Raw genomic sequence first — 23,007 nt, 5'->3', positions numbered from 1 at the left:
ATGGACCGCGCCCCCTTCACCTTCGCCCCCGCCGGCAACCCACCGGCCCTCGGCCCGGCCTGGCTGGGCGGCGGCGTCTTCATGGCCGACGTGACCGACATCAAGGACCCCGACAACCGCGGCCGCGTCAAGGTGCGCGTCCATGGCGTCGACGAGCAAAGCGGCGACGCCGAGATCTGGGCCATGCTGGTGGCGCCCTTCGCCGGCAACAACCGCGGTTCCTGGTGGGTGCCCGACGTCGGCGACCTCGTGGCCGTGGCCTTCGTGCAGGGCGACGCACGCATGCCCATCGTGCTGGGTGGCCTCTGGCACGGCGCCGCTTCACCGCCCGAAAGCATGGACGGCTCGGGTAACAACTACCTGAAAGTGCTGCGCTCGCGCAATGGCGTCAAGGTCACCCTCGACGACCAGGACGGCCAGGAAAAGCTCATCCTCGAAACCCCCGGTGGCCAGAAGCTGACGCTCAAGGACGGCCCGGGCTCCTGCGAGCTGGTCGACTCCAACGGCAACAGCATCAAGCTTGAGAGCAGCGGCATCACTGTCACCGCTTCGGCCACCGTCACCGTCAATGCGGCGACGGTCAAGGTCAGCGCCGGCATGGTGAATGTGGACGCCGGCATGTCCAAGTTCAGCGGCGTGGTCCAGTGCGACACGCTGATCACCAACGCCGTCGTGTCGTCGAGCTACACGCCCGGCGCGGGCAATATTTGGTGAACTGACATGGCAGCTGTCATGGACGCCCACACCCACCACGCCGTCGCCGTGGGTGGGCCGTCGCGCCAGCACCCACATGCGCCGGCCGTCCTTGTCGACATCGAGGCCGGTGATTTCGTCGCCGCACTCAGCGATGCCATCACGTCCACCGGCTGGCCCCGCTTCGGCTGGCCGGCCTCGCTACCCATCGCCCGCCTGCCCGACCAGGGCGCCCCGCGCGCGCTGTTCCAGCCCATCCACCGGCGCTTCAACCTGGTGCTGTTCGACACGCACTGCGAAGTCTTCGGCTCGCCGCGCCTGGACCCGAAGAAGATCGAGTCCAGCGGCTTCGTCGTGCGCCGCTGGGCCGGGCCTGAGGACCTGAACGCGCAAGCCCTGGCCGACCCGCACAACTGGCAGGCCTGGCAGGCCAACGGCTGGCGCACCCTGCCCAACGCCGCCGCCTTTGACGCGGACCCCGACCCAGCCCGCCGCCCTGCGCCACGCACCGGCAACCCCGGCGTCGATGCGCGCCTGGCCGCCCTGCGTGCCGTGCATCCGGCCGAGGCCGTGAACCCGCTGCACGCGCTGATGCCCGCGGTCTGCGACGCCGCCAAACGCAGCCTGCTCTACGGCGTCGTGCCCACCAGCGAGGCGCTACGCAAGCCGGCCGACGCCGCGGTGGACTACGCCGCCGCCCGCGCCCCGAGCTCCACCGCGCGGGACAGCTTCATCGCCCATCTGTCGCCCTATCTGTCCCGAGCCAGCATTCGCCCCTTGCCGAACGCACGTGGCGCCTTCGAGGCCACCTGGCTGAACGGCGATGTGCCCGTCGACGCCAGCGAGCCCGACAGCGGTGACAGCGCCGCCATGCGCGAGCAGTTCGTCGCCTTCGTGCGCCAGCTCGCCTTCGAGTTCGACATCAACGGCCGCGGCACGGCCCTGCTGCTGCTGCTCGATGAATTGCTCATCGGCCGCAACGTGACCACCTTCGGCACCACGGAGCGCATCACCGCCGGAGCGTCCGGCTTCCTGCAAGCCTGCGTGCGCGTCGTCACGGACCTGGGCGCCAGCGCCGTTGACATCCCCGACGACTTCGGCCCCGTGCCCGCTGGCTGGCTGGACCGCTTCACCAACGCGGCACTGACCGTGCTCGATGGCCGCGCCGCCGAGGCCCGCACGCTGGAGGGCCGCTTCGACGACGCCGAAGCCCTCTACGCCATCCGCGCCTTCGTGCGCGTGCACGGCGAGCCTGGCTGCCCGACCCGCCTGTTGTGGAGCGACATGACGCCGCTCTACCGCGTGGCGCCCTGGTTCGCCTCCACCGGCACGCCCCAGGCCCGCATCGCCCTGCCCGCCTTCGACCGTGCTTCGCTGGCCGCCATGAAGCCCAACGTCGCCTTCGACGTGCCGCCCGGACTGGCCAACCTGCTGATGCGCAACAAGCCCGAGGACTTCATGAAGAAGCCGAAGGCGGTCAGCGAGATCGGCATCGGCTGGCTGTGCTCGTTCTCGATTCCCATCATCACGATCTGCGCCTTCATCCTGCTCAACGTCGTGCTGTCCCTGCTCAACCTCGTGTTCTTCTGGTTGCCGCTGGTAAAGATCTGCCTGCCCGTGCCCAAGAAGAAATAGAGACAAGCCATGGCCCGCAAGCTCGCCCCCGAACTTTCTCCGCCGATCGGCTTCCCGCTGCTCGGCCGGCCCGACGCCGACGGCCGCTGGGCCTGGCCGGGCCTGGCGCGCAGCGTGGCCGACGGCCTGCGCTGCGTGCTCGCCACGCGGCCCGGCGAGCTGCTGATGCACCCGGACTTCGGTGCCGGCGTGCAGGACTTCCTGAACCAGCCCAACAACCTCACCGTGCGCGCCCGGCTGCACGAGCGCATCACCGGTGCCATCGCCCGCCTGGAGCCGCGCGCCCAGGTGGAGCGAATCGACGTGAACGAGGACCCCGAAGACCCGCGCGTCGTCCACATCGCCGTGCACTACCGGCTGCGCCGCACCGGTGAGCCCCAGCGCATGGCGCTGGCCTTGACCCTGGGGTAACGACCATGCCGCTGCCCATTCCCCTCTTAGACGACCGCCGCGCCGACGACCTCGTCGCCGACCTGCTGGCCCGCATCCCCGCCCACACGCCGGAGTGGACCGACCCGCGCGTGGGCGACCCCGGCCGCACGCTGATCGAGCTCTTCGCCTTCCTCGGCGACGCCCTGCTCTACCGCGCCAACCAGGTGCCGGAGCTGCAGCGCCGCGTCTTCCTGAACCTGCTGGGCATGGGCCTCAAGCCCGCCCGCATGGCCCGCGGCCTGGTCACGCTGCGCCTGCCCGACGAGGCCCGCGAGGCCCTGGACCTGCGCGAGCGCGCCATCATCAGCCGGCCCGTGCCCTTCGAGACGGCGCAGGAGATCAGCGTCGCGCCCGTCACCGGCGAGGTCTATCTGAAGCAGCGCGTGACCGCCGACGACCACCCCGAGCTGGCCGACACCCTGGCCCAGCTCGGTGCCCTCTACGGCGGCCGCACGCTCGACGCCTACCAGACCCAGCCGCTGTTCGCCGACGGCGCGGTCGACGCCGGCGTGGACATCGTGGCCGACAGCGTCGACGGCTGCCTGTGGATCGCCCTGCTGGCGCCCAAGCCGGCGCGCGGCGAATCCCTCATCACGCTGCGCCAGCGCTGCGTCCAGCAGCTGGCGCGCAACACGGCGGGTGCGGCGCGCCTGCTCAACATCGGCCTGGTGCCGGCGCTGACCGTGCCCGACGACCAGGAACTCGTCGGCGAGCGCGAGCGCATCGGCGTCAGCTGGGAGATCTCGGTCGGCGGTGCCCGTGCCACCGACTACCAGACGCTCGACCCTACAGGCAACGACAGCACCGACGGCCTGCGCCGCGCCGGCGTCGTGCGCGTGCTGATGCCCGGCCCCGAGCTGATCGGCGTCGGTGACTCGGCCCGCGGCATCGATGCCGTCTCCGGCGTCGACGACGAGCCGCCGCGCCTGGACGACCCCGACCGCGCCCAGCGCCTCGTCGCCTGGCTGCGCATGAAGCCTGCCGCCGGTGTGCAGCGCCTGCGCCTGAGCTGGGTCGGCCTGCACGCCGTGCAGATCGAGCAGGGGGTGACGACCCAGGGCCTGGTGGTGGCGCAGACCTCCGGCCAGCCTGGCGAAGTCATCAACCTGCCGATGCGCAATGTGCAGCCCGACAGCCTGCAGCTCGAGATCGCCGAGCCCGGCATGCAATACGCGGCCTGGACGCACGTCGACGACCTGGCGCTGGTGTCGCACCGCGCTGAGCTGGCCCGGGACGCCCGCGCCTACGAGCTGGACGCCGAGTCCGGCCAGGTGCGCTTCGGCGACGGCATGCGCGGCCGCCTGCCGCCGGCCGGCTCGCGGGTGCGCATCGTCTCAGCCCGTTCGGGCGGCGGCCGCGCGGGCAATCTCGCACCAGGCCTGCTCAAGGACATCGTCGCCACCACCATCAACGCCAGCGGCCTGCCCGGCGCCGTGGTCAACACGCTGAAACTCTCGCAGCCGGTCGCCACCCAGGGCGGCGAGGACGCCGAGGACGTCGACGCCGCCCAGCAGCGCATCCCCGCCATGCTGCGCCACCGCGAGCGCGCCGTGACGGCCGACGACTACGCCAGCCTGGCCCGCGAGACGCCCGGCATGGACATTGGCCGCGTGGAAGTGCTGCCGCGCTTTGCGCCGCGCACACGGGCCTTCGGCATCCCCGGCGTCGTCGCCGTGATGGTGCTGCCGGGCACGGCCAGCGGCGAGGTCGGCACCGCGCCCAACCCGCGCGCCGACCGGCCGCTGATCGAGGCTGTCCACGCCTGGCTGGAGCCGCGGCGGCCGCTGGCGACCGAGCTGAACGTCATCGGCTGCGAATACCTGCCGCTGTCCGTCTCCATCGCCATCGGCCTGCGCGACGGCGCGCCGCGCGAGGAGACGCTGGCGGCCGTGCGCCTGGTGATCCGGCGCCTGCTGTGGCCGCTGTCGCCTGGCGGTTTCGACGGCAATGGCTGGCCGCTGGGCCGCGCCCTGGCCGACCGTGAGCTGGAGGTCGAAGCCGCCCGCGTGCCAGGCGTGGCGACGGTGGCCGGCGTCAATCTCTTCACCGGCGGGCCGGGCGCCTGGGCCCTCGCGGGCCGTGACGCCAACGGCCTGCAGCAGGTCGCCCTCGCGCCTTGGCAGCTGCCGGAGCTGATGCAGGTGCTGGTGGAAGTGGGCAATGCACCGGCTACCAGCCTGGCACCGGACACGGCCTCCGGCAGCGGTGGCACTCGCGTCGCCGTGCCCGTCATCGTGGATCTCTGCTGATCATGGACGCCAACTCGCAACGCTTCTGGCTCTGGTCGCGACCGGCGGACTGGGCCGTGGAAGACGGCTGCGCCATCGCGCCGCGCGACGCGACCCACGGCGGCGTGGAAGAGGTGTTGTCGCTGGCCTCGGAGCTGGGCGTGCCGCCGATGCTTGACGGCGTCTCGCGCCTGGCCAGCGCAGAAACCCAGCTGGCCATGCTGCCGCTGCTGCGTGACCGCTTCGGCAGCTACGCCCGCTGGGACCCACGGCCCACGCCCGAGGGTCCCGGTGGCTCGCTGATGGGCTTTGGCGCCTTCCCCGGCGAGGTGCCGCGCTACGCCACTTCAGCCCCCGGCGCGCCGACGGCCATGGCCATCGATGCGGACGACCGCATCGTCTTCGCCTTCGCTGATCGCGTGGAACTCTTCGACCTGCGCGATCGCCACGAGCCCGTGCGCCTGGAGCTGCCGCCGCTGTTCACGCCCCAGGCCGTCGCCTGTGACGCCCAGGGCGGGCGCTGGCTGCTGGATCGCACGAACCGGCGCCTGGCTGTGCTCGCAGGCACGCCCTTCCCCGAGCGGGGCGACGTGGTGCGCGACGCCGGCACCTTCCGCCCGCAGCCCGAGAACGCCGACGACGCGCGCCTCGAGCTGCTGCCCGAAGCCCTGCTCGATCCTGCGCTTCGCCCGGTGGCCCTGGCCGCCAGCCCGCAGGGGCGGCTGGCGGTGATCGCCTGGGGACCGGATGGCGAGCTGCATCTGAGCGTGTTCGACGGCTTGGAACGCAAGAGCGCCATCCTCGAAGGCGCGGAGTACGCCCACGCCATCGCCTGGCTAGACGAGACCGAGATCGCCCTGCGCGTGTCCGACCTGGCCGAAGCCCTGGTCTACGCGGCCGACGCCACGACTCCGCAAAAACCCCTCGGCCGCCGCTACCCGAGCGCCGACGCCGCACCCGGCGGCTTTGTCGCCTCACAGGACTGGCCGCCGCATCTGCCGCTGGTCCGCCCGCAGGATGCACCCGAGGCCGCGGAAAACGCGACGTTCAGCCGTGCCCTGGTGCCCCTGTCTTGGCGTGGCTTTGCAGCCAGCGGCACCGCTCAGGGCCGCACGGTGGACACGCAATCCCTCGATCTGGTCTGGCACCGCCTCTATGTCGAGGCTGTCATCCCGCCCGGCTGCGGCGTGCTTGTGGAGCTGGGCGCCTCCGACGAAGACACGTTCAGCGGCACCTGGTGGCCGCATTGGTTCGGCGACGCCAGCGCCCTGCAGGCCGATCTGCCCACGGGCACGCCCCGCGCCGCCTGGCTGGCCTGCCCGAGCGAGCTGCCCCATCACGCCAGCCTGCTCGGCTGCGCGCCGCAGGCGAACCGCGTCGGCCTGTTCGGCGCCCTGGTGCAGCGCGCCGGCATGCAGCTGCGCGAGCTGCGCGGCCGCCGCCTGCAATTGCGTGTGACGCTCTATGGCAACGGCCGCGCCACGCCGCATGTGGCGGCCGTGCGCGTCTGGGGCGACCGCTTCTCCTATCTGCGTCGCTATCTGCCCGAGCTCTACCGGGACGATCCCGTCTTCGACCGCACCGCCAGCGGCGACGCCACGCGCCACGACTTCCTGGAGCGCTTCATCGGCCTGTTCGAAAGCGTGCTGACGCCGATGGAAGACCAGATCGCCGACGCCCGCGTTTTGACGGCGCCCGCCAGCACACCACCCGATGCGCTGGACTGGCTGGCCCGCTGGACCGGCGAACGTTTCCCCTCTCGCCTGCCCACGACGCACAAGCGCGCCTGGCTGGCCAATGCGCCGCTGCTGCGCCGGCTGCGTGGCACGCGCGGCGGCCTGGCCTTGGCCCTGGACATCGCCACGGATGGCGCCGTGAGCCTCGGCCGCGTCATCGTGCTGGAGGACTTCCGCCTGCGCCGCACCCTGGCCACGCTGCTGGGCATCGACCTGGAGCGCAGCGACGACCCGCTGCTGCCCGGCCTCGTCGTCTCCGGCAATTCCTTCGTCGGTGACACGCTAACCCTGGGTGACGCCGACGATGCCGAGGCCCGCCGCGAGTTCCTGGCGCTGTTCGGCGAGGAGATCGACTCCGAAGCCGAGCGCGAGACCGTCGCCAGCGTCTACGAGCGCACCGCCCACCGCGCCACCATCCTCGTGCACGAAGGGCTGGACGCCGACCTGATCGCGATGGTTCGCAACCTCGCCGAAGAGATCGCGCCGGCCCATGTCCTCGTCAAGGTGATGGCCGCTCGCGAGCCCTTCATGGTCGGCATCGCTGCCCTCGTCGGCGTGGACAGCTATCTGCGCGCGCCGGTGCCGCTGGAGGTGGCGCGCATCAGTCGCAGCGGCGTTGGCCGCGGCGACCGCATCACCGGTGGCGGTGCGCTGGACTGGCGGCTGGACGACAGCGCCGGCCTGGTCGCCTTTGACGGAGCACCACGCGCCCATCTGGACGCCGCTGCCATCGGCAGCCCGGGCGGCAATCTGCTGCTCGACGGCCGCCGCTCCGAACCCCCGCCCGACGGCGTGATCGCGCGCTGGCGCTTCACGCGACTTTCTGCCCCCGAATAACCCAGCCTCAACCTCCCAAGGAGTGCCACCATGGCCAAGCTCGAAATCAACGTCCCCTTCGAAACCGACCAGCCAACCGTCGTCGTCGAGGTCGACCCGCGCAGCCCGCTGGCCCGCGGCCGGCACAAGTTCCAGCTGGAGGTCATCGACGACTCGGGCAATGTCTCGCTGCCCGACGTGGTCGACGTCATCGTGGCCGACCGCGAGCGCCCGACCGCCGTGATCGCCGGCCCGCAGGTCGCCGACCTCGGCAAGAACTTCGAGCTCAATGGCTCCAAGTCCTTCGACATCGGCGGTGTCATCAAGAGCTACCGCTACACCTATCTCGGCCCCGTGCGGTGAGACCCACCATGGCCGTGCTGCCTGTCGGCAAGCCACTGGAGCAGGAGAAACCGGTGCTGCTGGTCGAGAACAAGCTCGCGGCCGGCAAGCACCGCTTCACCCTCGTCGTCATCAACGACCAGGGCGTGGAGAGCGAGCCGGTGTCGCTGGACGTGAGCGTGGAAACCGGCCTGATCGTGCCGCGGCGCCCGGTGACGCCGATTGACAGAGGACTGATCCCATGAACGCCCTCGATGAAGTCGATGCCCTGGAAGCCGCCGATCGCCTGGACCGGCCCGACCGCCCCTTCTACGACACCGGCGTACTGCTGGGCAGCGACGACTTCCGCGACGAGCAGACCTACCACCGCTCCCGCCTGGCGCGCGCCCTGGCCTACCTGGCCGGTGCCGGCACGCTGATCGGACTCAAGGCCGAGGCGGTCGCCAACGAAGCAGGCACCGAGCACGAGCTCAAGGTCGGCGCCGGCCTGGCCATCGACCGCCTGGGCCGCCTTATCGAAGTACCGCGCTCCTGGTGCGTGCGCCTGGAACCCTGGTTCCTGGCGCAATCGGCCGACGCGCTGCGTGCCGCTCATGGCGCCCAAGGCATCGTGGCCGACCTCTTCCTGCGCTTCACACCCCAGGCCCGCGGCCGCACGCCCAGCTTCGCGCAAGGCGCCTTCGACGCCACCGACGCCCTCGTGCCCAACCGCGTGCGCGACGCTTTCCGACTTGAGCTGGTGCTGCGGCCCGACGCGAAAGACGCGCCGGCCACCGACTTCCTGCCCCGCTCGCGCTTCCAGGCCGTGAGGGCGCTGGCCCCGGCCGACCGGCCCGACGCGCTGCGCGAGGCCTTGCTCGACGGCTGGAACGACGCCACCAACCCGCACGCCCACGACCTCGCCCGTCCCGACGGCGAGGCCTTGCCGCCCCTGCCCGAACACGGCGCGGCGGCCGACGGCTCGGACTCGCTGGCCGACCCGACCTCGCTTTTCCTCGCGCGACTGCTGATCCCCACCGTCGAAGCGCCGGCCGCCGTGCCCGCCGGCACGCGCCCCACGCCGGTCTTCACGGCGCTGGACGCCGCCCACATCGACAACACCAGCCGCCGTTTCGCCTATCCCGCCGATGCGCTGGCGGCCGTCTTCGGTATTTGATTGGAGACCGCCATGGCCATCCAGAAAGCCCCCCAGGTCTCAATCGGCGCCGCCAGCGGCACCCAGCGCACCGTCGTCAGCGTCGACACCGCACGCACCTTGCGCGAGGCCAATCTGATGGTGGAGGAGTCGCACCGCGTGCGGCCGCGCTGGTTCGACGGCAAATTCCTCGCCGCGCGCGACCTGACCCGCGAGCAGTCCTATTTCCTGGCCCGCCAGGCCGGCTTCGCGCGGGCGCTCGGCGCGGGCGTGGTCGAGGGGCTGGAAGTGTCCCAGGGCAGCGTGGCGACCGAGCTGCAGGTCAGCCCGGGCTTTGGCTACACGACGGCCGGCGAGCTGGTCGCGCTGACCGGGCCGGTGCGGGTGTCCCTGGCCCAGCTCTTCCAGCTGCAGACGCTGGCCCAGCAACTCAGCGGCAAGAAGAAGCTGCTGACCCCGCCGCTGCGCAACCGCACCGGCATCTTCGTGCTGGGCCTGCGCGCGCTGGAGTTCAGCGCCAACCCGGTCTCCAGCTACCCCACCGGCCTGGATGCCGAGCGCACCGTGGAGCCGGGCGACATCGTCGAGGCCAGCGCGCTGACGCTGCATTACGTGGCCGACGCACCTGGCGACCGCGTCGACGCGCTGCGCGGCGAGCTTGCGCGCGAGGTCTTCGTGCAGCAGGCCGGCCCCAGCCTGCCGGCCGAAACCCTGGCCCTGGCCCTGGTGGCACTGACCGGCGACACGGTGCGCTGGATCGACGTCCACCTCGCCCGCCGCACCGCCGGCCAGTCGCACGCCGACGTGCTCGGCTTCGGCTTTGCGCCGCGCCTGCTGCGCGAGGCCCACCTGGCCCAGTACCAGGCGCAGCTGGACGACGTCATGAAGCGGCCCCTGGGCGGACGGCCCAGCGCCGCCCAGTTCTTCTCCGCCCTGCCGGCCGCGGGACCCCTGCCAGCCGCGGCCGTCAACACGGCGGACTTCAGCCAGAGCTGGCTGCCCGCCGGCATCGATGCTGAGCTGACGTTGGTGCCGCAGGACGAGATCGCCATGCTGGTCGAGGAGTCGCTGACCCTGCCGCCCATCGACCTGCAACTGGCCGCCCAGGCCCAGGCCTCGACCTTCGTCAGCATCCTCGTGCCCGTGCCCCGCGAGGCCCTGGCGCAACGGGCGCGCGAGTTGCAGCAGCGACTCACGCGCGCCCTGGTCGTACCTGCCACGCGGCTGGCCCTCAGGCGTTCACCGGCGGAGTCGCTGCGCCTGCTAGAGAACACGCGACTGGTGAAGACCGGGCTGTTCCCGCCGCCGGCCATCACCGACCCCGTCGACACCGCCTGGGCCAGCCTCGTCAACGCCCAGACCACCCTCTGGTATGCCCGGCGGCGCAATGTGTCGCTACGCCCCGAGGTGGAAGGCGTGGCCGTCGCCGTCATCAACGAAGGCCCCAACCCCGACAACATCATCCGCGAGCGTTTCAAGGCATTGGGTGAAACGGAACGCGTGGAAAAGCTGCTGGCCCGCTCCGATTCCCTGGCGCGGGCCGAGGCCGTGAAGCTGCTGTCCGCCGCCAAGTTCTCCGAGCCGCTGATGGCCCATGCCGCGCTGGCTCAGCTGGAGGCGCGCAAGACCATGGACGAGACCGCGGTGGCCGAAGTCGCCACGGCGCTGAACACGCCGGGCGTAGCAGACGGCCTGGCCAAGCTGGCCGCCCAGCGCCCCGACCTGCTGGAAGACAAGGAGGCCCTGCACAAGCTCGCCGGCAGCGAACAGCTGCTCGACATGGGCCGCACGCTTTCGCGCAGCAGCGGCCAGGAGGCGCAGCGCCTGTCGGCCGACATCAAAGTGCCGGCGCGCGGCAAGGCCAATCTCGACAAGGTGCTGGCAGCGCGCTTCATGCCTGCCAAGCCGCGTTGAACCGGAGCCCATCACCATGGCCAGCGACCGCAGCACCCCCGCCCTGGACGGCGCGCGCATCGTCGCGCTGAAGGTCACGCCGCCGGCCGGCACCGGCCAAGGGCAGCGACTTGCCCTGGGCTCCGGCGAGATCGCCGTGGCCGTGCAGCCCCGCCTGTCCAGCCGCACCGCGCCCGATGGCGAGCGGCGCATGAACGCCTTCGCCGGCCGTGCCCTGACCGCGCCGCTGCTGGAGGCCGAGCAGAACCAGCGGGCGCGCCGCATCGCCCTGCTCAATCGCGCCCTCAGCGCCGGCGTGGTCGAGGGCCTGGCCCTGGCTTTCGATGACGACGCCATCGCAGCGATTGATACCGCCGCTGCGCCGCCGCCCGCAGCCGGCCTGGATCTCGACACCGCGCGCCGCATCACCATCGAGCCCGGCATGGCGCTCAGTGCAGGCGGCGAGGAGGTCATCGTCCCCGCGGCCTTCTCCTTCGACCTGCTGGACCTGCCCGTCGTCGCACCGCCCTGGCTGCTGTCCAATGCCGACCCGGCGCCCGCCATGCCGGCAGACGCCGACGGCAGCGTGCTGTTCGCCCGCGCCACCGGCCGCAGCCTGCGCACCCTGCTGGCCGCCGGGCGGCCGCTGCCGCAGGTGGGCATCGTCGTGCTGGAACCCATCGAGCACCGCGTCGTTCAAGGCGCCGATCCCTTCGACCAGTGCGAGCGCGACCTGGACGCCGAAGCCTTCGAGGATCAGGTGCGCCAGGACGCTACGCGCCCCGTCTTCTATGCCTGGCCCGACGAATGGCTGCCCCTGCCCGCGCCTGGCAACACCTGGCGCAATGCGCTGGCCCATGCCGTCTTCGCCCGCGAGGCCCAGCTGGGCAACAGCCAGAGCATGCCCTGGCATGCCAGCGGCGTGCCGCTGGCGCTGGTGGCCGTCAACACCGCCTGGCAGCCGCTGTTCGCCGATCGCGCCGCCGTCGCTCGCCTGGGTGGCCGGCCGCGCGCCGAGGCCAATGCCAGGCTCGGCGCCGGCACGCGCTTCCTGTGGCAGGCGCGCATCGACCAATTCACCGAACACCTGACCGAAGCCGCCGCAGCGGGGGATGACACGGTGGCCCTGGGCGACCAGATGCTGACGCTGCCGCCCGCGGGCCTGCTGCCGCGCGACGCCGTCAACGCCCGCGCCGCCCGGCAGGTCTTCTTCCCGTCGACGCTCGACGTGGCTGCCCTGCCCGTGCCCATCGAGCAGCTGGACACGGTGCTGGAAGCGGCAGCCGGCCTCTCGCCCATCGACCTCGCCGTGCGCGACAGCATCTGCGTCTACGTGCCGGTGCCGCAGACCCTGTTCGACCCCAAGCTGCTGCTGACCGAAGTGGCCGACGCCGATCACAAGATCGCCGACGCCATCGAGCGCCATGTGGACGACCGCGCCGACTGGCTGCGCCGCCGCCAGCGCCAGCGCCTGCAACGTGAGGCGTTGACCATGGCCGCGGAAGGCCCCGACAACACCGACACCGTGCCCGACCCGCAAGACGACCCGCTGCGCGTCGAGGACGAACGCCTGGCGCCCCTGCTGCCGGCGCCGGCTGGCCTGCTGCATCGCTCTGCCAATGTGCGCGGCCTGCACCAGCATTTCCTGGACCACGCCACCGAGACCCTGGCCGTGCGCCCTGGCGATGTGCTGTTCGCCTGGGTGCAGCTGGACCGCGAGTTCCCGCCGCGCACGCTGATGCTGCAGTGGCAGATCGCCAACAGCTGGGAACACCGCGCCTACTGGGGCGAGAACCTGATCGGCTGGGGCTTGGACGGCACGCCGTCGCGCCTGCAGCAGTCCACTGACCAGCCGCACATGGTGCCCACGCCGGGCCGTTGGCATCGCCTCGAAATTCCTGCCGCGGCGCTGGCGCTGGAAGACACCACCGTCAGCGGCGTGGCCTTCACGCTCTACGACGGCCAGGCCCTGTTCGGGCCTGTCGGCGTGCTGCGAGATAACCAGGAGACCGTCTGGCTCGACCCGAAGACACGGGACTCGGGAACCTTGCGCGGCGAAGGCGAGTCCTGGGACTTCGTCGACCCGGGCGATGCCGACACAGCCTTCGAGAACGCCTACGACACCAGCGCCAACGCGAAGGGCGAGCGCGAGTCCGCCGAGCTGGCGACGCTGCTGGCCGACCCGTTGATCGCCGGCCGCAAGCTCGCCCCCATCACCGGCGACGACAGCAAGCTCGACCCCACCGAGGCTGACGCCATCAAGCGCGGCTTCCAGCCCCTGGCTGCCCTGATCCAGGCCAACGGCCTGCGCCAGACGGTGGCCGATCTATCCGGCCGCATCGACGAAGCGGACGACGCCGTCAACCTGGGCTATCTGCGGGTGCAGACCGACATGTACCGGCTCCGCCAGACGGTGCTCAAGCAATCCCAGGCCAGCCGCTTCGCCGTCTCGCCCGCGCTGACCCAGATCGCCGACCTCGACAACGCCAGCGCCACACGCGAGCAGCTCTCGGACTTCTATGGCACGGTCAAGAGCGAGGCCCAGCTGAAGCGCCCGGATGGTGCGACCGCGCCGCCGATCTTCCCCATCCGCACGCGCACCGGCGGCGTTGCGCCGGTCCCCATGCCGCGCGGCATCGCCCGGGCGGGCGCGGGCGTCACCGAAAGCGCGGCGGCGCTGAACGTGACCAGCAATGTGGGCATCGGCAGGAGCGTCGGCGGCTTCATGACACCCGCGCCATCGCCGATCCGGGTCATCGAAACGCCCATCTCGGCCTTTACGCCCGTAGCGCCGCGCATCGGCGGCGTCATTGGTGGCGGAAGCATTGGCGGCATCATCGGCGGCCAGGTCGCGCTCGACCCGCACATCAATCTGGCGGGCCTGGTGCCGCTGGCCCCCGCGGCCACAGCGCCGCCGCCCAGCACCAAGGTCACCGACTCCTCGGCGCTGACCGGCAAGGCCGAGATCCGCACCACCTCCATCGCCTCGCGTCTGGAGCGCCCGCGGGCCATCGAGGCCAAGGACTTCACCGTGGCCACGCGGCTCGAAGTCATCAGCAAGCTCGCTGCGCTTGGCCTGGACCTGGACGAACTGGAGGTGCCCGGCATCGCGCAGAAGCAGACCGTCAACGGCGTGGTCAAGGAGTTCGACCCCGGCGGCCAGCCGCTGCGTGCCGCGCCGATCAAGCTCAGTGCGCTGCGCGTGCGCTTTGCCGACATCAGCTTCGACCCCGACCCGGAAGACAAGGCCCGGGATGAGTCGGCCTACTTCCTCGGCGGCGTCGACCTGTCGGACCACACCATCGCTGTGCTGCGCGCCGCCGAAGGCATCGTGCGCAAATACCGCGACGCGCTGGCCCGCTGCCAGAAGTCGCTGGCGGCCATCGACGTGAGCCTGGGCGGGCTCGCTTCACGCCTGGCCCTGGTCGAACGCGAACTGGCCGAGTCGCGCCAGGACGTAGCCACTGCCCGCGCGCTGCTCGCCGAAGACCAGCAGCGCGCGGCCGCGCTCAACGCCTCGCGCGACGCCATCATTGCCGAGCATGTGAAGTTCCTCGCCTTTGCGCGCGCCCGCATCGGCAGCCGCACCGTGGCCCTGCCTTCGCGCCTGCTCGACTCGGCCCTGGAGCCCGACGCCGTGCCCGCCTGCCTGGCCGACCACGACGACCCGCCCGGCGACGTGGCCGCCATGATCGGCATCGTGCGCCAGGCGCCGGTCGACTGGTTCCCGGCCATGCGTGCCCACCTGAGGCTGCTCGACACTCACTTCGTCGCCGACCGCGTGCTCACCGCCCTGCCGCTCACGGCCACCGCCATCACCAGCAGCAGCTTCAGTGCGCTGACCCTGTTCAACGGCCTGGCTGGCGGCGCCAGCCAGCAGGTCGCCTTCAATGCCGTGCGCGCCCAGGCCGAAAGCGTGAGCCTGGCCCGCAGTGAAGCACTCCCCTTCGCCGCGGTGGCCCTGTCGTCGGCCAGCCTGGGGCTGGTGGGCAAGATCGATCTCATCGCCAGGAGTGCATCGCTGGCCGACCTGGCCGCCAGCAATGCCGAGCGCAATCTGCTGAACCGCCGCGTGACGGAAGAGCTCGCGCGCATTGCCCAGGTGGCCACCTGCCTGCACGCCCGCCTGTCCACGGTGCGCGCCGGCATCCGCCTCGACTGGGCCGAGCGCTTCAGCCAGTTCGATACGGTGGGCGACCTGGGCGATCTGTCGACGCTGCCCCACTTCGCCGAGTTGGACCGCGATGACCGCGAAGACATCCGCGACCTGGCGTCCTGGCTGCGCCGCCGCGCGGACGCGAGCCAGCCGCGCGCCGTGGCGCTGATGGCGGCGCTGGTGCGCGTCTGCCTGCTGGCGGCCAGCCACAGCCCGGCCGGCCAGTTGCTCACCGGCCGGCTGGTGCGACCGATTCCCATCCACCCAGGCGTGCGCTTCGAGGTCCAGCCCTCGCTGCCCGACCGGCTGCGCGTGGGCATGAAGGTGCAGCTGATGGACCCGGTGCTGGATGCCTCCCACGGCGTGGCCCGTATCGCCGCCCATGCCGTGGTGGCCGACATCGTGGGTGGCATCGCCCATGTCAGCGTGACCCAGACCGTGCAGGCCGGCTTCACGCCGAGCGCGCGGTCCACGGTGAACTTCCTGCTGGGTTGATGAGCCATGGCCGCGACCGAGATCACCGTCCAACGCCTGCGACTGAGATCGCGGTCAGCGGTGCCGGGCCTGTTGCCTAACGTGGAGGACGCGCTGCGCGTTTCGTCCAAGCCGGCTGCGTTGCTGAATCGCTTTGTGCTTGTGCGCCGACTGCGCCTGCGCACGGCGGCGGGAGCGAGTGCGCAGGCCTTGGCCCAGCAACTGGAGCGGGCCTGGCAACAGCTGGCGACGCGGGCCCAGCCCATGGAGCAGGCGAGCGAAACGGCCGAAGCGGTGTGGGCGCCTAGCCTTGCAGTGGCGCGCCAAGCGCTGTTGCGGCGATGGCTGCGCGGTGAGGAGGCCAAGGCCTGGTTCTGGCAGCGGCTGGTTTCACCGCATGTGGACGGCGCATGGCCGGCGCGCGCCGTGGCGCTGATGCTGATGGCAGACGACGAAGCGCCTGGGCCTGGCACCCTCGCCGGGGCGCGGCGGCAGGCCCTGCAAGTGCGTGCGCTGCTGGCGCTGGTCGCTGAGCACAGGCTGGCGGTGCAGTTCGTGCGGGCCATCGTCGATGTGCAAGCCCTCGCCGTCCTGAGCCTGATCGAAGCGGCAGATGAGACGCCCCAGCTGGCTCATCTGCGGCTTCGCAACGAGGCGCCTGCGCCGCTTGCGTTGACACCGCGGGCACGGCTGCTTGAGCTGATGACAGCCATGTCGGCCTGCGTTGAAGACGCGCTCATCGAGCGGCGTGTCACATCGCCAACCGTGCCGAATGCTCTGCAGGCGGAGGCAAATGCGCTGACAGCGCATCCCGACGAACCAGCGCCTGCAGCGTCCCGACGCGCTGAGGTCATCACCATCGAAGCGCCTGCGGCTCAGGCCATCACCAAAACAGAGCCGCACGCCCTCCTCAGCAACGGCCTCGCCAGCCCCTGGTCCGGCCTCTGGCTGCTGTTGCCCATGCTGCTGCGCCGCGGCCTGGACGACGCCGACGATCCGCTGGCCGCCTGGGCCGGTGCAATGCGGGCCGCCTGCAGGCACCTGCACATTCCGGACGACGATGTCATGCGCACCGCACTCGCCGGGCTCGACTTGCCCCTCGTCGACGACCCGCACTGGCTGCGCACCGCCCGCCTCGCCGCCGTCCACGACGCCCACCTGCCCCTGCTGCGCATTGCACGACGCCGCGGCGCGGTCTGGGTCTCGCCCGAGCGCATCGACGTCGAGTTCCCGCCGGCCTCGCTGGACCTGCGCATCCGCCGCGCTGGCTTCGACATCAACCCCGGCTTCGTGCCCTGGCTGGGCCGCATCGTGCACTTCCACTACCCCTCGTGACGCGCTCATGAACCCCGCCGACCTGCCGCCCCAACTGACGCTGACGATGCGCCCGCGCGACTTCGGACTCGCGGCGCTGGGTGCCTTGCTCGTTCATCCGAGCGAGCCGAGCGCGGCACCTGAGGAACGATTTCTGCGCGAGGCGCTGGTTGCCGCCGGCGGGGACGATTGGCGTGCCCAGGCGCTGGCCAGCGTCGATAGCGATGCGGCGCTGGCTCGCGCCCGCGACGCCTTTGGCTTAAGCACCATCGAAACCTTGGCGCTCGCCCTGGTCGCGGCCGTTGAAGATGATCCACTGGCCTGCCGCGTCATCGCCTGGATGCAGGCGCCGCAGCCCAGCCCTCGGCCGACGCTGGCCCTGCTGGCGCGCGCCTTTGCGCCGCTGCACGAGAGCTTCAGCGCCTTGGACCCGCAGCGCAGCGAAGCCGCGACCCTGCATGCCGTGGCCTATGGCCGCGCCATGCGCCACGGCCTGCTGCAAGCCGAGGAGCCGAACTGTGCACGCCCACTGTGCGAGACCGCACTGCGCGTGCCCGCCCCCATCGCCGCCGCGCTGGCCGGCGTGGCCTGCGACTGGCCCGGCGCGCCGCTGCCCGCACTGTGGCCCGTGACGCCCGTCCCCGCTCTGGATGCGGCGCTGGCCGACTGGGCCCGCGACCTGGCCGCGATGCCACGCTCCGGCCTCGTCATCCGCAGCGCCGCGCCTCACGAGGCGCGCGGCCTGGCCGCCGAGCTGGTGCGTCGTCTCGACGCCGAGCCGGCCTGGTTTGCCAACGCGGACGCCCTGCCGCCCGGTGCCGAAGCCTGGCTGGTGCTGACCGGCCGGGTTCCCGTCTTCGAGATCGACGGCGCGCCGGGCACCGTGGCCACGCTGCCAGCCCTGGCCGTGTACGACGGCCCGGCCCTGGTCGTCACCGGCCTGGACGGCGGCGTGCGTCGCGATGGCCCCATGGCCGATTGGCGCGTGCCGCTGCCCGATGCGGCGACCCGCACCGCGCTCTGGCGGGACGCGCTGGCCGATGAGACCCTGGCCACGCAAGCCGCTGGCCGCTACCGCGCCGGCTACGCCCAGATCAGCGACCACGCCCGCCTGGCTCGCCTGCTCGGTGCCGGCCAGGCCACGACGGAGAGCCTGCACCGCGCCGCCCTGATGACACCCTCGGGCCGCGCCCTCGACGCGCTGGCCCAACCGCTGAGCGAATCCGTGCCCGACGCCGCCCTCGTCGCCAGCCCGCAATTTCGCTCCGAGTTGGAGCGCATCGTGCAGCGCTGCATGCAACGCGAGACCCTGCACGTCGGCCTGGGCGCGGCGACACGCACGCGCGCCTGCGATGGCGTGCGCATGCTGTTCACCGGCGGCTCCGGCACCGGCAAGTCGCTTGCCGGCCAGTGGCTGGCCCACCGTCTGGGCCTGCCGGTCTACCGCGTGGACCTGGCGGCCATGCTGAGCAAATGGATAGGCGATACCGAGAAGAACCTGGCCGAGTTGCTGGCCCGCGCCGAGCATGCCGACGCGGTGCTGCTCTTCGACGAGGCCGACACCCTGTTCGGCAAGCGCACCGAGGTGGCCAGCGCCAACGACCGCTTCGCCAATGCGCAGACCAACTACCTGCTGCAGCGCATCGAGACCCACAGCGGCATCGTCGTGCTGACGAGCAACAGCCGCGCCCGCTTCGACCCGGCCTTCGCGCGCCGGCTGGACTTCATCATCGATTTCGTCGCGCCCGACGCTACCGCGCGGCGCAGCCTCTGGCAGGCCCACCTGGGCGAGGCCAGCGATTGCAGCGCCGCCGACCTGAACCGCCTGGCGGCCCTGGGCGACTTCGCCGGTGGCCATGTGCGCAATGCCGTGCTCGCTGCCGCCGCCCAGGCCCGCGCCCGCGGTGAGCGCATTGCCTATGCGGACATTGCTGACGGCCTGCGCGCCGAGTACCGCAAGCTGGGGCGTAGCGCGCCGTCCGAGCTGTAGGGCCTGCTAACACTACGGGGATCGGATGCGTTGCCACTCAAAAGCCCGCGAGCAAGGCGCGAAGTCGAAGCTGGGGTCGACCCCAGCGAGGCTTCGCAACGCCGCGCGCGGGCTTTTGAGTGACAACCCTTCGGGAGAGGGGCTACGCGGGCGCATGGCTTTGTTGCGCGCCTTGCCCGGGCACCCAGCCCGGGCTTCAGCGCGACGCCTAGCCGTGCACCCGCGTAGCCCCTCTCGCACCGATTCCCGTAGCGTTAGCAGGCCCTGACCATGCAGGCGCGCACCGCCACCGCACGCAAGCCGCGAGGCGCAGCCAGCCGCGGGCCGCCGCGCGCAGCGGCAGCCAAAACATCGGCCGCAGGCCTGCCCCGCTATCTGCAGGACAAGGCCGGCGGCGGCCAGCCGCTGCCGGCGCCGATGCGCACCGAGATGGAAGGCCGCTTCGGCGTGCCGCTGGCCGATGTTCGCGTGCACACCGACGGCGACGCCGCCGAGTCCGCCGCCGGCATGGGTGCGCGGGCCTACACGGCCGGCAGCAATATCGTTTTCGGCGCCGCCCACTTCGCGCCGGAAAGCGCAGAGGGCCGCGGCCTGCTCGCGCACGAGCTCACCCACGTCGTGCAGCAGCAGCGTGCGGGTGTGCCTGCGACCCAGCCGAGCGCGGCCGACGGTGGCGCCCACCACGACAAGGCCGAACGCGAGGCCGAGGCCAATGCGAAGAAGGTGGCCAGCAGCGCGCCGCTGACGGCCAAGGAAACACCTGCCGCCGGCGTGCAGCGCTCAGGCATTCTGGACACCCTCGGCAACGCCGCGGGCGCCGTGGCCGATTTCGGCGGCGATGTCGTGGATGCCGGCGTGGATGCAGCCGGTTCCGCCGTCGAGGCGGTCGGCGAAGCCATCGGCGCCGTGGCCATGCGCCTGGTGCGCGAAGTGGCACCCAGCCTGGTGCCCGTCATCGAGCGCGGACCGATGGCCCTGCTGCGCGAGATGGTGTCCTCGGCGCTGGACGGCCTGGCCTCGGTGCTCAACGCGCTGGACCCGAGCGGCACGCTGACGACGATGCTGGGCGTGTTCACCGGCCTTGTCGAGCGCGCCGCCGGCATTGCCGCCGCGCTGATCTCGGGCGACTGCCAGCCGCTGTTGAACGCCATCGACGAGCTGAAGACCTTCGTGACGGAAGTGGCCGGCGAAGCCTGGGACCGCTTGACGACCTTTTTGCAGCCCATCGGCGATTTCTTCACCGACCTGTGGAACGGCTATGGCGCGCCGGCCATCGAATGGCTGCGCAGCAAGGCCGGCGCCGTGTGGGCGCGCATCGAGGCCTTCGGCACCGACATCTGGAACTGGACCGCGCCGGTGCGCAATGCCGTCGGCGATGCCTGGGGCTGGGTCAAGGAGCAGCTCTTCGGGCCGGAGGATGCGACCAGCGCCGACAGCTCCGGCGGCATCGTCGGCTGGATCACGAGCAAGGCCGGGGAAGCCTGGGACTGGGTCAAGGAGCAGACGGCACCCGTCTGGCAGCCCATCGCCGCCACCGCTCAGAAGGTGGCCGACATGCTGCCGCCGCCGTGGATGCGCAACTTCGGCCAGCAGATGCAGCAGATGTCGACGCAGCTCAACGCCTCGGCCACGGCCATGGAAGGCGGCGACGGCGTGGCCGAGAACCGCGACACGCTGGCCACGGTGTTGCCGTCGGTGACCCAGGTCATCGGCACCGTGCGCAACGTCATCGTCGAGGCCGGTGGCTGGGTGTCGACCAAGGTGGGCGCGCTGGGCACGGCGGTGTCTTCGTTGATGGGCAGCCTGCGCTCCAGCAGCCTGATGGCCATGTTGGCCAATGCCCTGGGCTGGCTGGAGGACGCGGCGCTGCGCCTCGTGAGCTGGGCGGACGAGAAGGTGCGCGGCCTGTTCGACTGGATCCTGCAGGGCTTCGACGCGCTGACGCCCTTCATCGAGAACGCGGTGGGCGTGGTGCGCAAGCTCATCGGCGTGGTGGGCGACCTGATGCGCCTGCCCCAGCTCATCCTGTCCAGCGTCTGGGAGGCGATTCCCTGCTGCATCCGCGAGCCCATCAAGAACTTCGTCTTCAACCAGATCCTGGCGCGCATTCCCGTCTTCGGCCAGTTCTTCAGCGACCCGACGCTGTGGCCGCGCGTGCAGGCCACCGCGCTGCGCATCCTGCGCCAGGTGTTTGTCGACGGCGACCTGGCCGGCGCCGCCTGGACCTTCTTCCAGTCGGTGCTGCGCGTGCTGGGCCTGCCGCCCGAGCTGGTGGTGCAGGTGCTGGCCAAGGCCGCCGCGGCCATCGGCGACATCCTGACCGACCCGGTCGGCTTCCTCATCAACCTGCTGGGCGCCGTGAAGGCCGGCTTCGGGCGCTTCTTCGAGAACATCGGTACCCACTTGCTCAACGGCGTCAGCGGCTGGCTGTTCGGCCAGGCCGAGTCCGCCGGCATCACGCCGCCGACCGACTTCTCGATCGGCTCCATCTTCGGCTTCGTGCTGCAGGTGCTGGGCATCACGGTGGAGCACATCTTCGAGCGGCTGACGCTCAAGCTCGACGCCAGCACCGTGCGGCGCCTGCGCCAGATCATGAACCTGGCCACCGGCGCCTGGCACTTCCTGTCCATCCTTATCAACGAGGGGCCGGCGGGGCTGTGGGTGGAGATCCAGAACCAGCTGTCCAACCTGTGGGACCGCGTGCTGGACGGCGTCATCAGCTGGGTCACCGACGCCATCATCGGCCGCGCCACGCGCTGGCTGATGAGCCTGCTGGACGTGACCGGCATCATGCCGGTCATCAACACGCTGGTGGCCGTCTACAACGCCATCGAGTCCTTCATGCAGTACCTGCGCGAGATGCTGGAGATCGTCTCGAAGGTGCTGGACGGCATCCTGGACATCGCCCACGGCGCCATCGACGGCGCGGCGGTTTTCCTGGAGGACGCGCTGGACCGCGCCATGCCGGTGGCCATCGGCTTCCTGGCCAACCAGTTCGGCCTGGGCCGCATCGGCGAGCGCATGCACGAGCTGCTGGAGACCGTGCGCGCGCTGGTCGACCAGGCCATCGACTGGCTGATCGACCGTGCCATCGAGCTCGGCCAGGCCTTCATCGCGATGGCGCGCCGCGGCGTGGCGGCAGTGCGCGGTGCCGTTGGTGCGGTCGTGCAATGGTGGCGCGAGCGCTTCAGCTTCACGACGGAGAGCGGCGAGCCGCACGAGCTCTATCTCGAGGGTGAAGGCGAGGAAGGCGAGCTGATGGTGGCTTCGACGCCACAGCGCTTCCCCGACTTCCTGGCCGGCCTGCCCGCCAGCGAAGACCGCACGGACGCCCAGCAGAAGTACCGCCGGCTGCAGCAGTTGCGCCGTCGTGCCCGCTCGCTGGGCAGCGCGGCACCGGCTGCGGGCGCTGCGGCCGCGGGCGGTTCGGCCGATCCGATGACGTCCAACGATCCTCAGGTGGTTTCCGCCGCCATCGTCGCGCTGATCACCGAGATCGCCACCGTCACGCGGCGCCTGATGCCGGCCGGCGGTGGCGCCTCCACACCGCCGGCGTTCGGCACCGTCACCGCGCAGGGATGGGCCCGTTCCGCGCAGATCGATCGGCTGAACGCCCAACGCTCGCATTGGCCAGTGCGCGGTGGCGAGCCCAGCGTCACGTCGGCGCGCTGGGTGCGGCTGGCCAAGCGCCGCAGCGACGGCAATGCAGGCGACCACCTTTACGTCAAGGGCCACCTGCTCAACCACAACCTCGACGGCCCCGGCAATATCTGGGAGAACCTCGGCCCCATCACGCAGGACGCCAACAACCGCGGCGGCGCCTCGATGCTGCATGCCTTCGAGACGGACGTGAAGACTGCGGTGGACGGCGGTGGCTCGGCGCGCAACTTCAATGTGACGATGAACTACGGCCGCGGCAACCGCGGAGCGGCCCTGAACGAGATCAACGCCGAGCTCGCCACGGCCGGCGCCAGCCGGCGCCGTGAGCTGGAGGCCGTCCGCGGTGTGGTCGAGGAAGAGCAATACATCCCCAGCACCATCACATGCCGAGCCGAGATCCTCAACGCCAGCGGACGCCGGACGTCCAACCTGAACATCAGCGTCGCCAACACCATCACCACGCGCTGGCGCAACTACACCGTCGAACCCTGATGAGCCCGGGA

The 23,007-nt window shown here is 71.3% G+C and carries 13 protein-coding genes; all 13 read left to right on the top strand.

Going from position 1 to position 23,007, the window contains the following annotated elements:
- The 13 genes from ASC91_RS12485 (at position 1) to ASC91_RS12425 (ending at position 22,996) form a co-directional block, all read left to right on the top strand.
- Positions 1-714 (top strand): phage baseplate assembly protein V, encoded by a 714-nt coding sequence (locus ASC91_RS12485; RefSeq protein ID WP_056197038.1) that lies wholly within the window; start codon positions 1-3, stop codon positions 712-714.
- Between the two features lie 6 nt (positions 715-720).
- Entirely contained in the window at positions 721-2,328 is a 1,608-nt protein-coding gene (locus tag ASC91_RS12480) for a hypothetical protein (RefSeq protein WP_157281512.1), read from the top strand.
- Between the two features lie 9 nt (positions 2,329-2,337).
- A complete protein-coding gene (locus ASC91_RS12475) occupies positions 2,338-2,739 on the top strand; it encodes a GPW/gp25 family protein (protein WP_056197034.1) in 402 nt (133 codons plus the stop codon).
- A 5-nt stretch (positions 2,740-2,744) separates the two neighbouring features.
- Complete coding sequence (locus tag ASC91_RS12470; RefSeq protein WP_056197032.1) at positions 2,745-5,009, top strand: putative baseplate assembly protein; 2,265 nt, start codon at positions 2,745-2,747, stop codon at positions 5,007-5,009.
- A 2-nt stretch (positions 5,010-5,011) separates the two neighbouring features.
- On the top strand, positions 5,012-7,561 hold the full coding sequence (locus ASC91_RS12465) for a phage tail protein (RefSeq protein WP_056197030.1): 2,550 nt from the start codon (positions 5,012-5,014) through the stop codon (positions 7,559-7,561).
- Positions 7,562-7,591: 30 nt separating this feature from the next.
- Positions 7,592-7,903 carry a hypothetical protein gene (locus tag ASC91_RS12460; protein ID WP_056197028.1) on the top strand — a complete coding sequence of 104 codons (312 nt, stop codon included), beginning with the start codon at positions 7,592-7,594 and terminating at the stop codon, positions 7,901-7,903.
- A gap of 8 nt (positions 7,904-7,911) precedes the next feature.
- A complete protein-coding gene (locus ASC91_RS12455) occupies positions 7,912-8,127 on the top strand; it encodes a hypothetical protein (protein ID WP_056197026.1) in 216 nt (71 codons plus the stop codon).
- A complete protein-coding gene (locus ASC91_RS12450) occupies positions 8,124-9,038 on the top strand; it encodes a hypothetical protein (RefSeq protein ID WP_056197024.1) in 915 nt (304 codons plus the stop codon). Before ASC91_RS12455 ends, ASC91_RS12450 begins: the two co-directional genes overlap by 4 nt.
- A gap of 12 nt (positions 9,039-9,050) precedes the next feature.
- Entirely contained in the window at positions 9,051-10,931 is a 1,881-nt protein-coding gene (locus ASC91_RS12445; protein ID WP_157281509.1) for a hypothetical protein, read from the top strand.
- 16 nt (positions 10,932-10,947) lie between these two features.
- Entirely contained in the window at positions 10,948-15,561 is a 4,614-nt protein-coding gene (locus ASC91_RS12440; protein WP_056197019.1) for a hypothetical protein, read from the top strand.
- 6 nt (positions 15,562-15,567) lie between these two features.
- Complete coding sequence (locus ASC91_RS12435; RefSeq protein WP_056197018.1) at positions 15,568-16,875, top strand: hypothetical protein; 1,308 nt, start codon at positions 15,568-15,570, stop codon at positions 16,873-16,875.
- 7 nt (positions 16,876-16,882) lie between these two features.
- Complete coding sequence (locus ASC91_RS12430) at positions 16,883-18,844, top strand: ATP-binding protein (RefSeq protein ID WP_056197017.1); 1,962 nt, start codon at positions 16,883-16,885, stop codon at positions 18,842-18,844.
- A 270-nt stretch (positions 18,845-19,114) separates the two neighbouring features.
- The gene (locus ASC91_RS12425; RefSeq protein ID WP_056197016.1) at positions 19,115-22,996 is read left to right on the top strand and encodes a DUF4157 domain-containing protein; all 3,882 of its coding nucleotides are present in this window, start codon (positions 19,115-19,117) and stop codon (positions 22,994-22,996) included.
- The last annotated feature ends 11 nt before the right edge of the window (positions 22,997-23,007 follow it).

The sequence above is a fragment of the Pelomonas sp. Root1237 genome (assembly GCF_001425055.1).
GTDB lineage: Bacteria > Pseudomonadota > Gammaproteobacteria > Burkholderiales > Burkholderiaceae_C > Pelomonas.
This window is presented reverse-complemented; position numbering and strand designations above follow the sequence as displayed.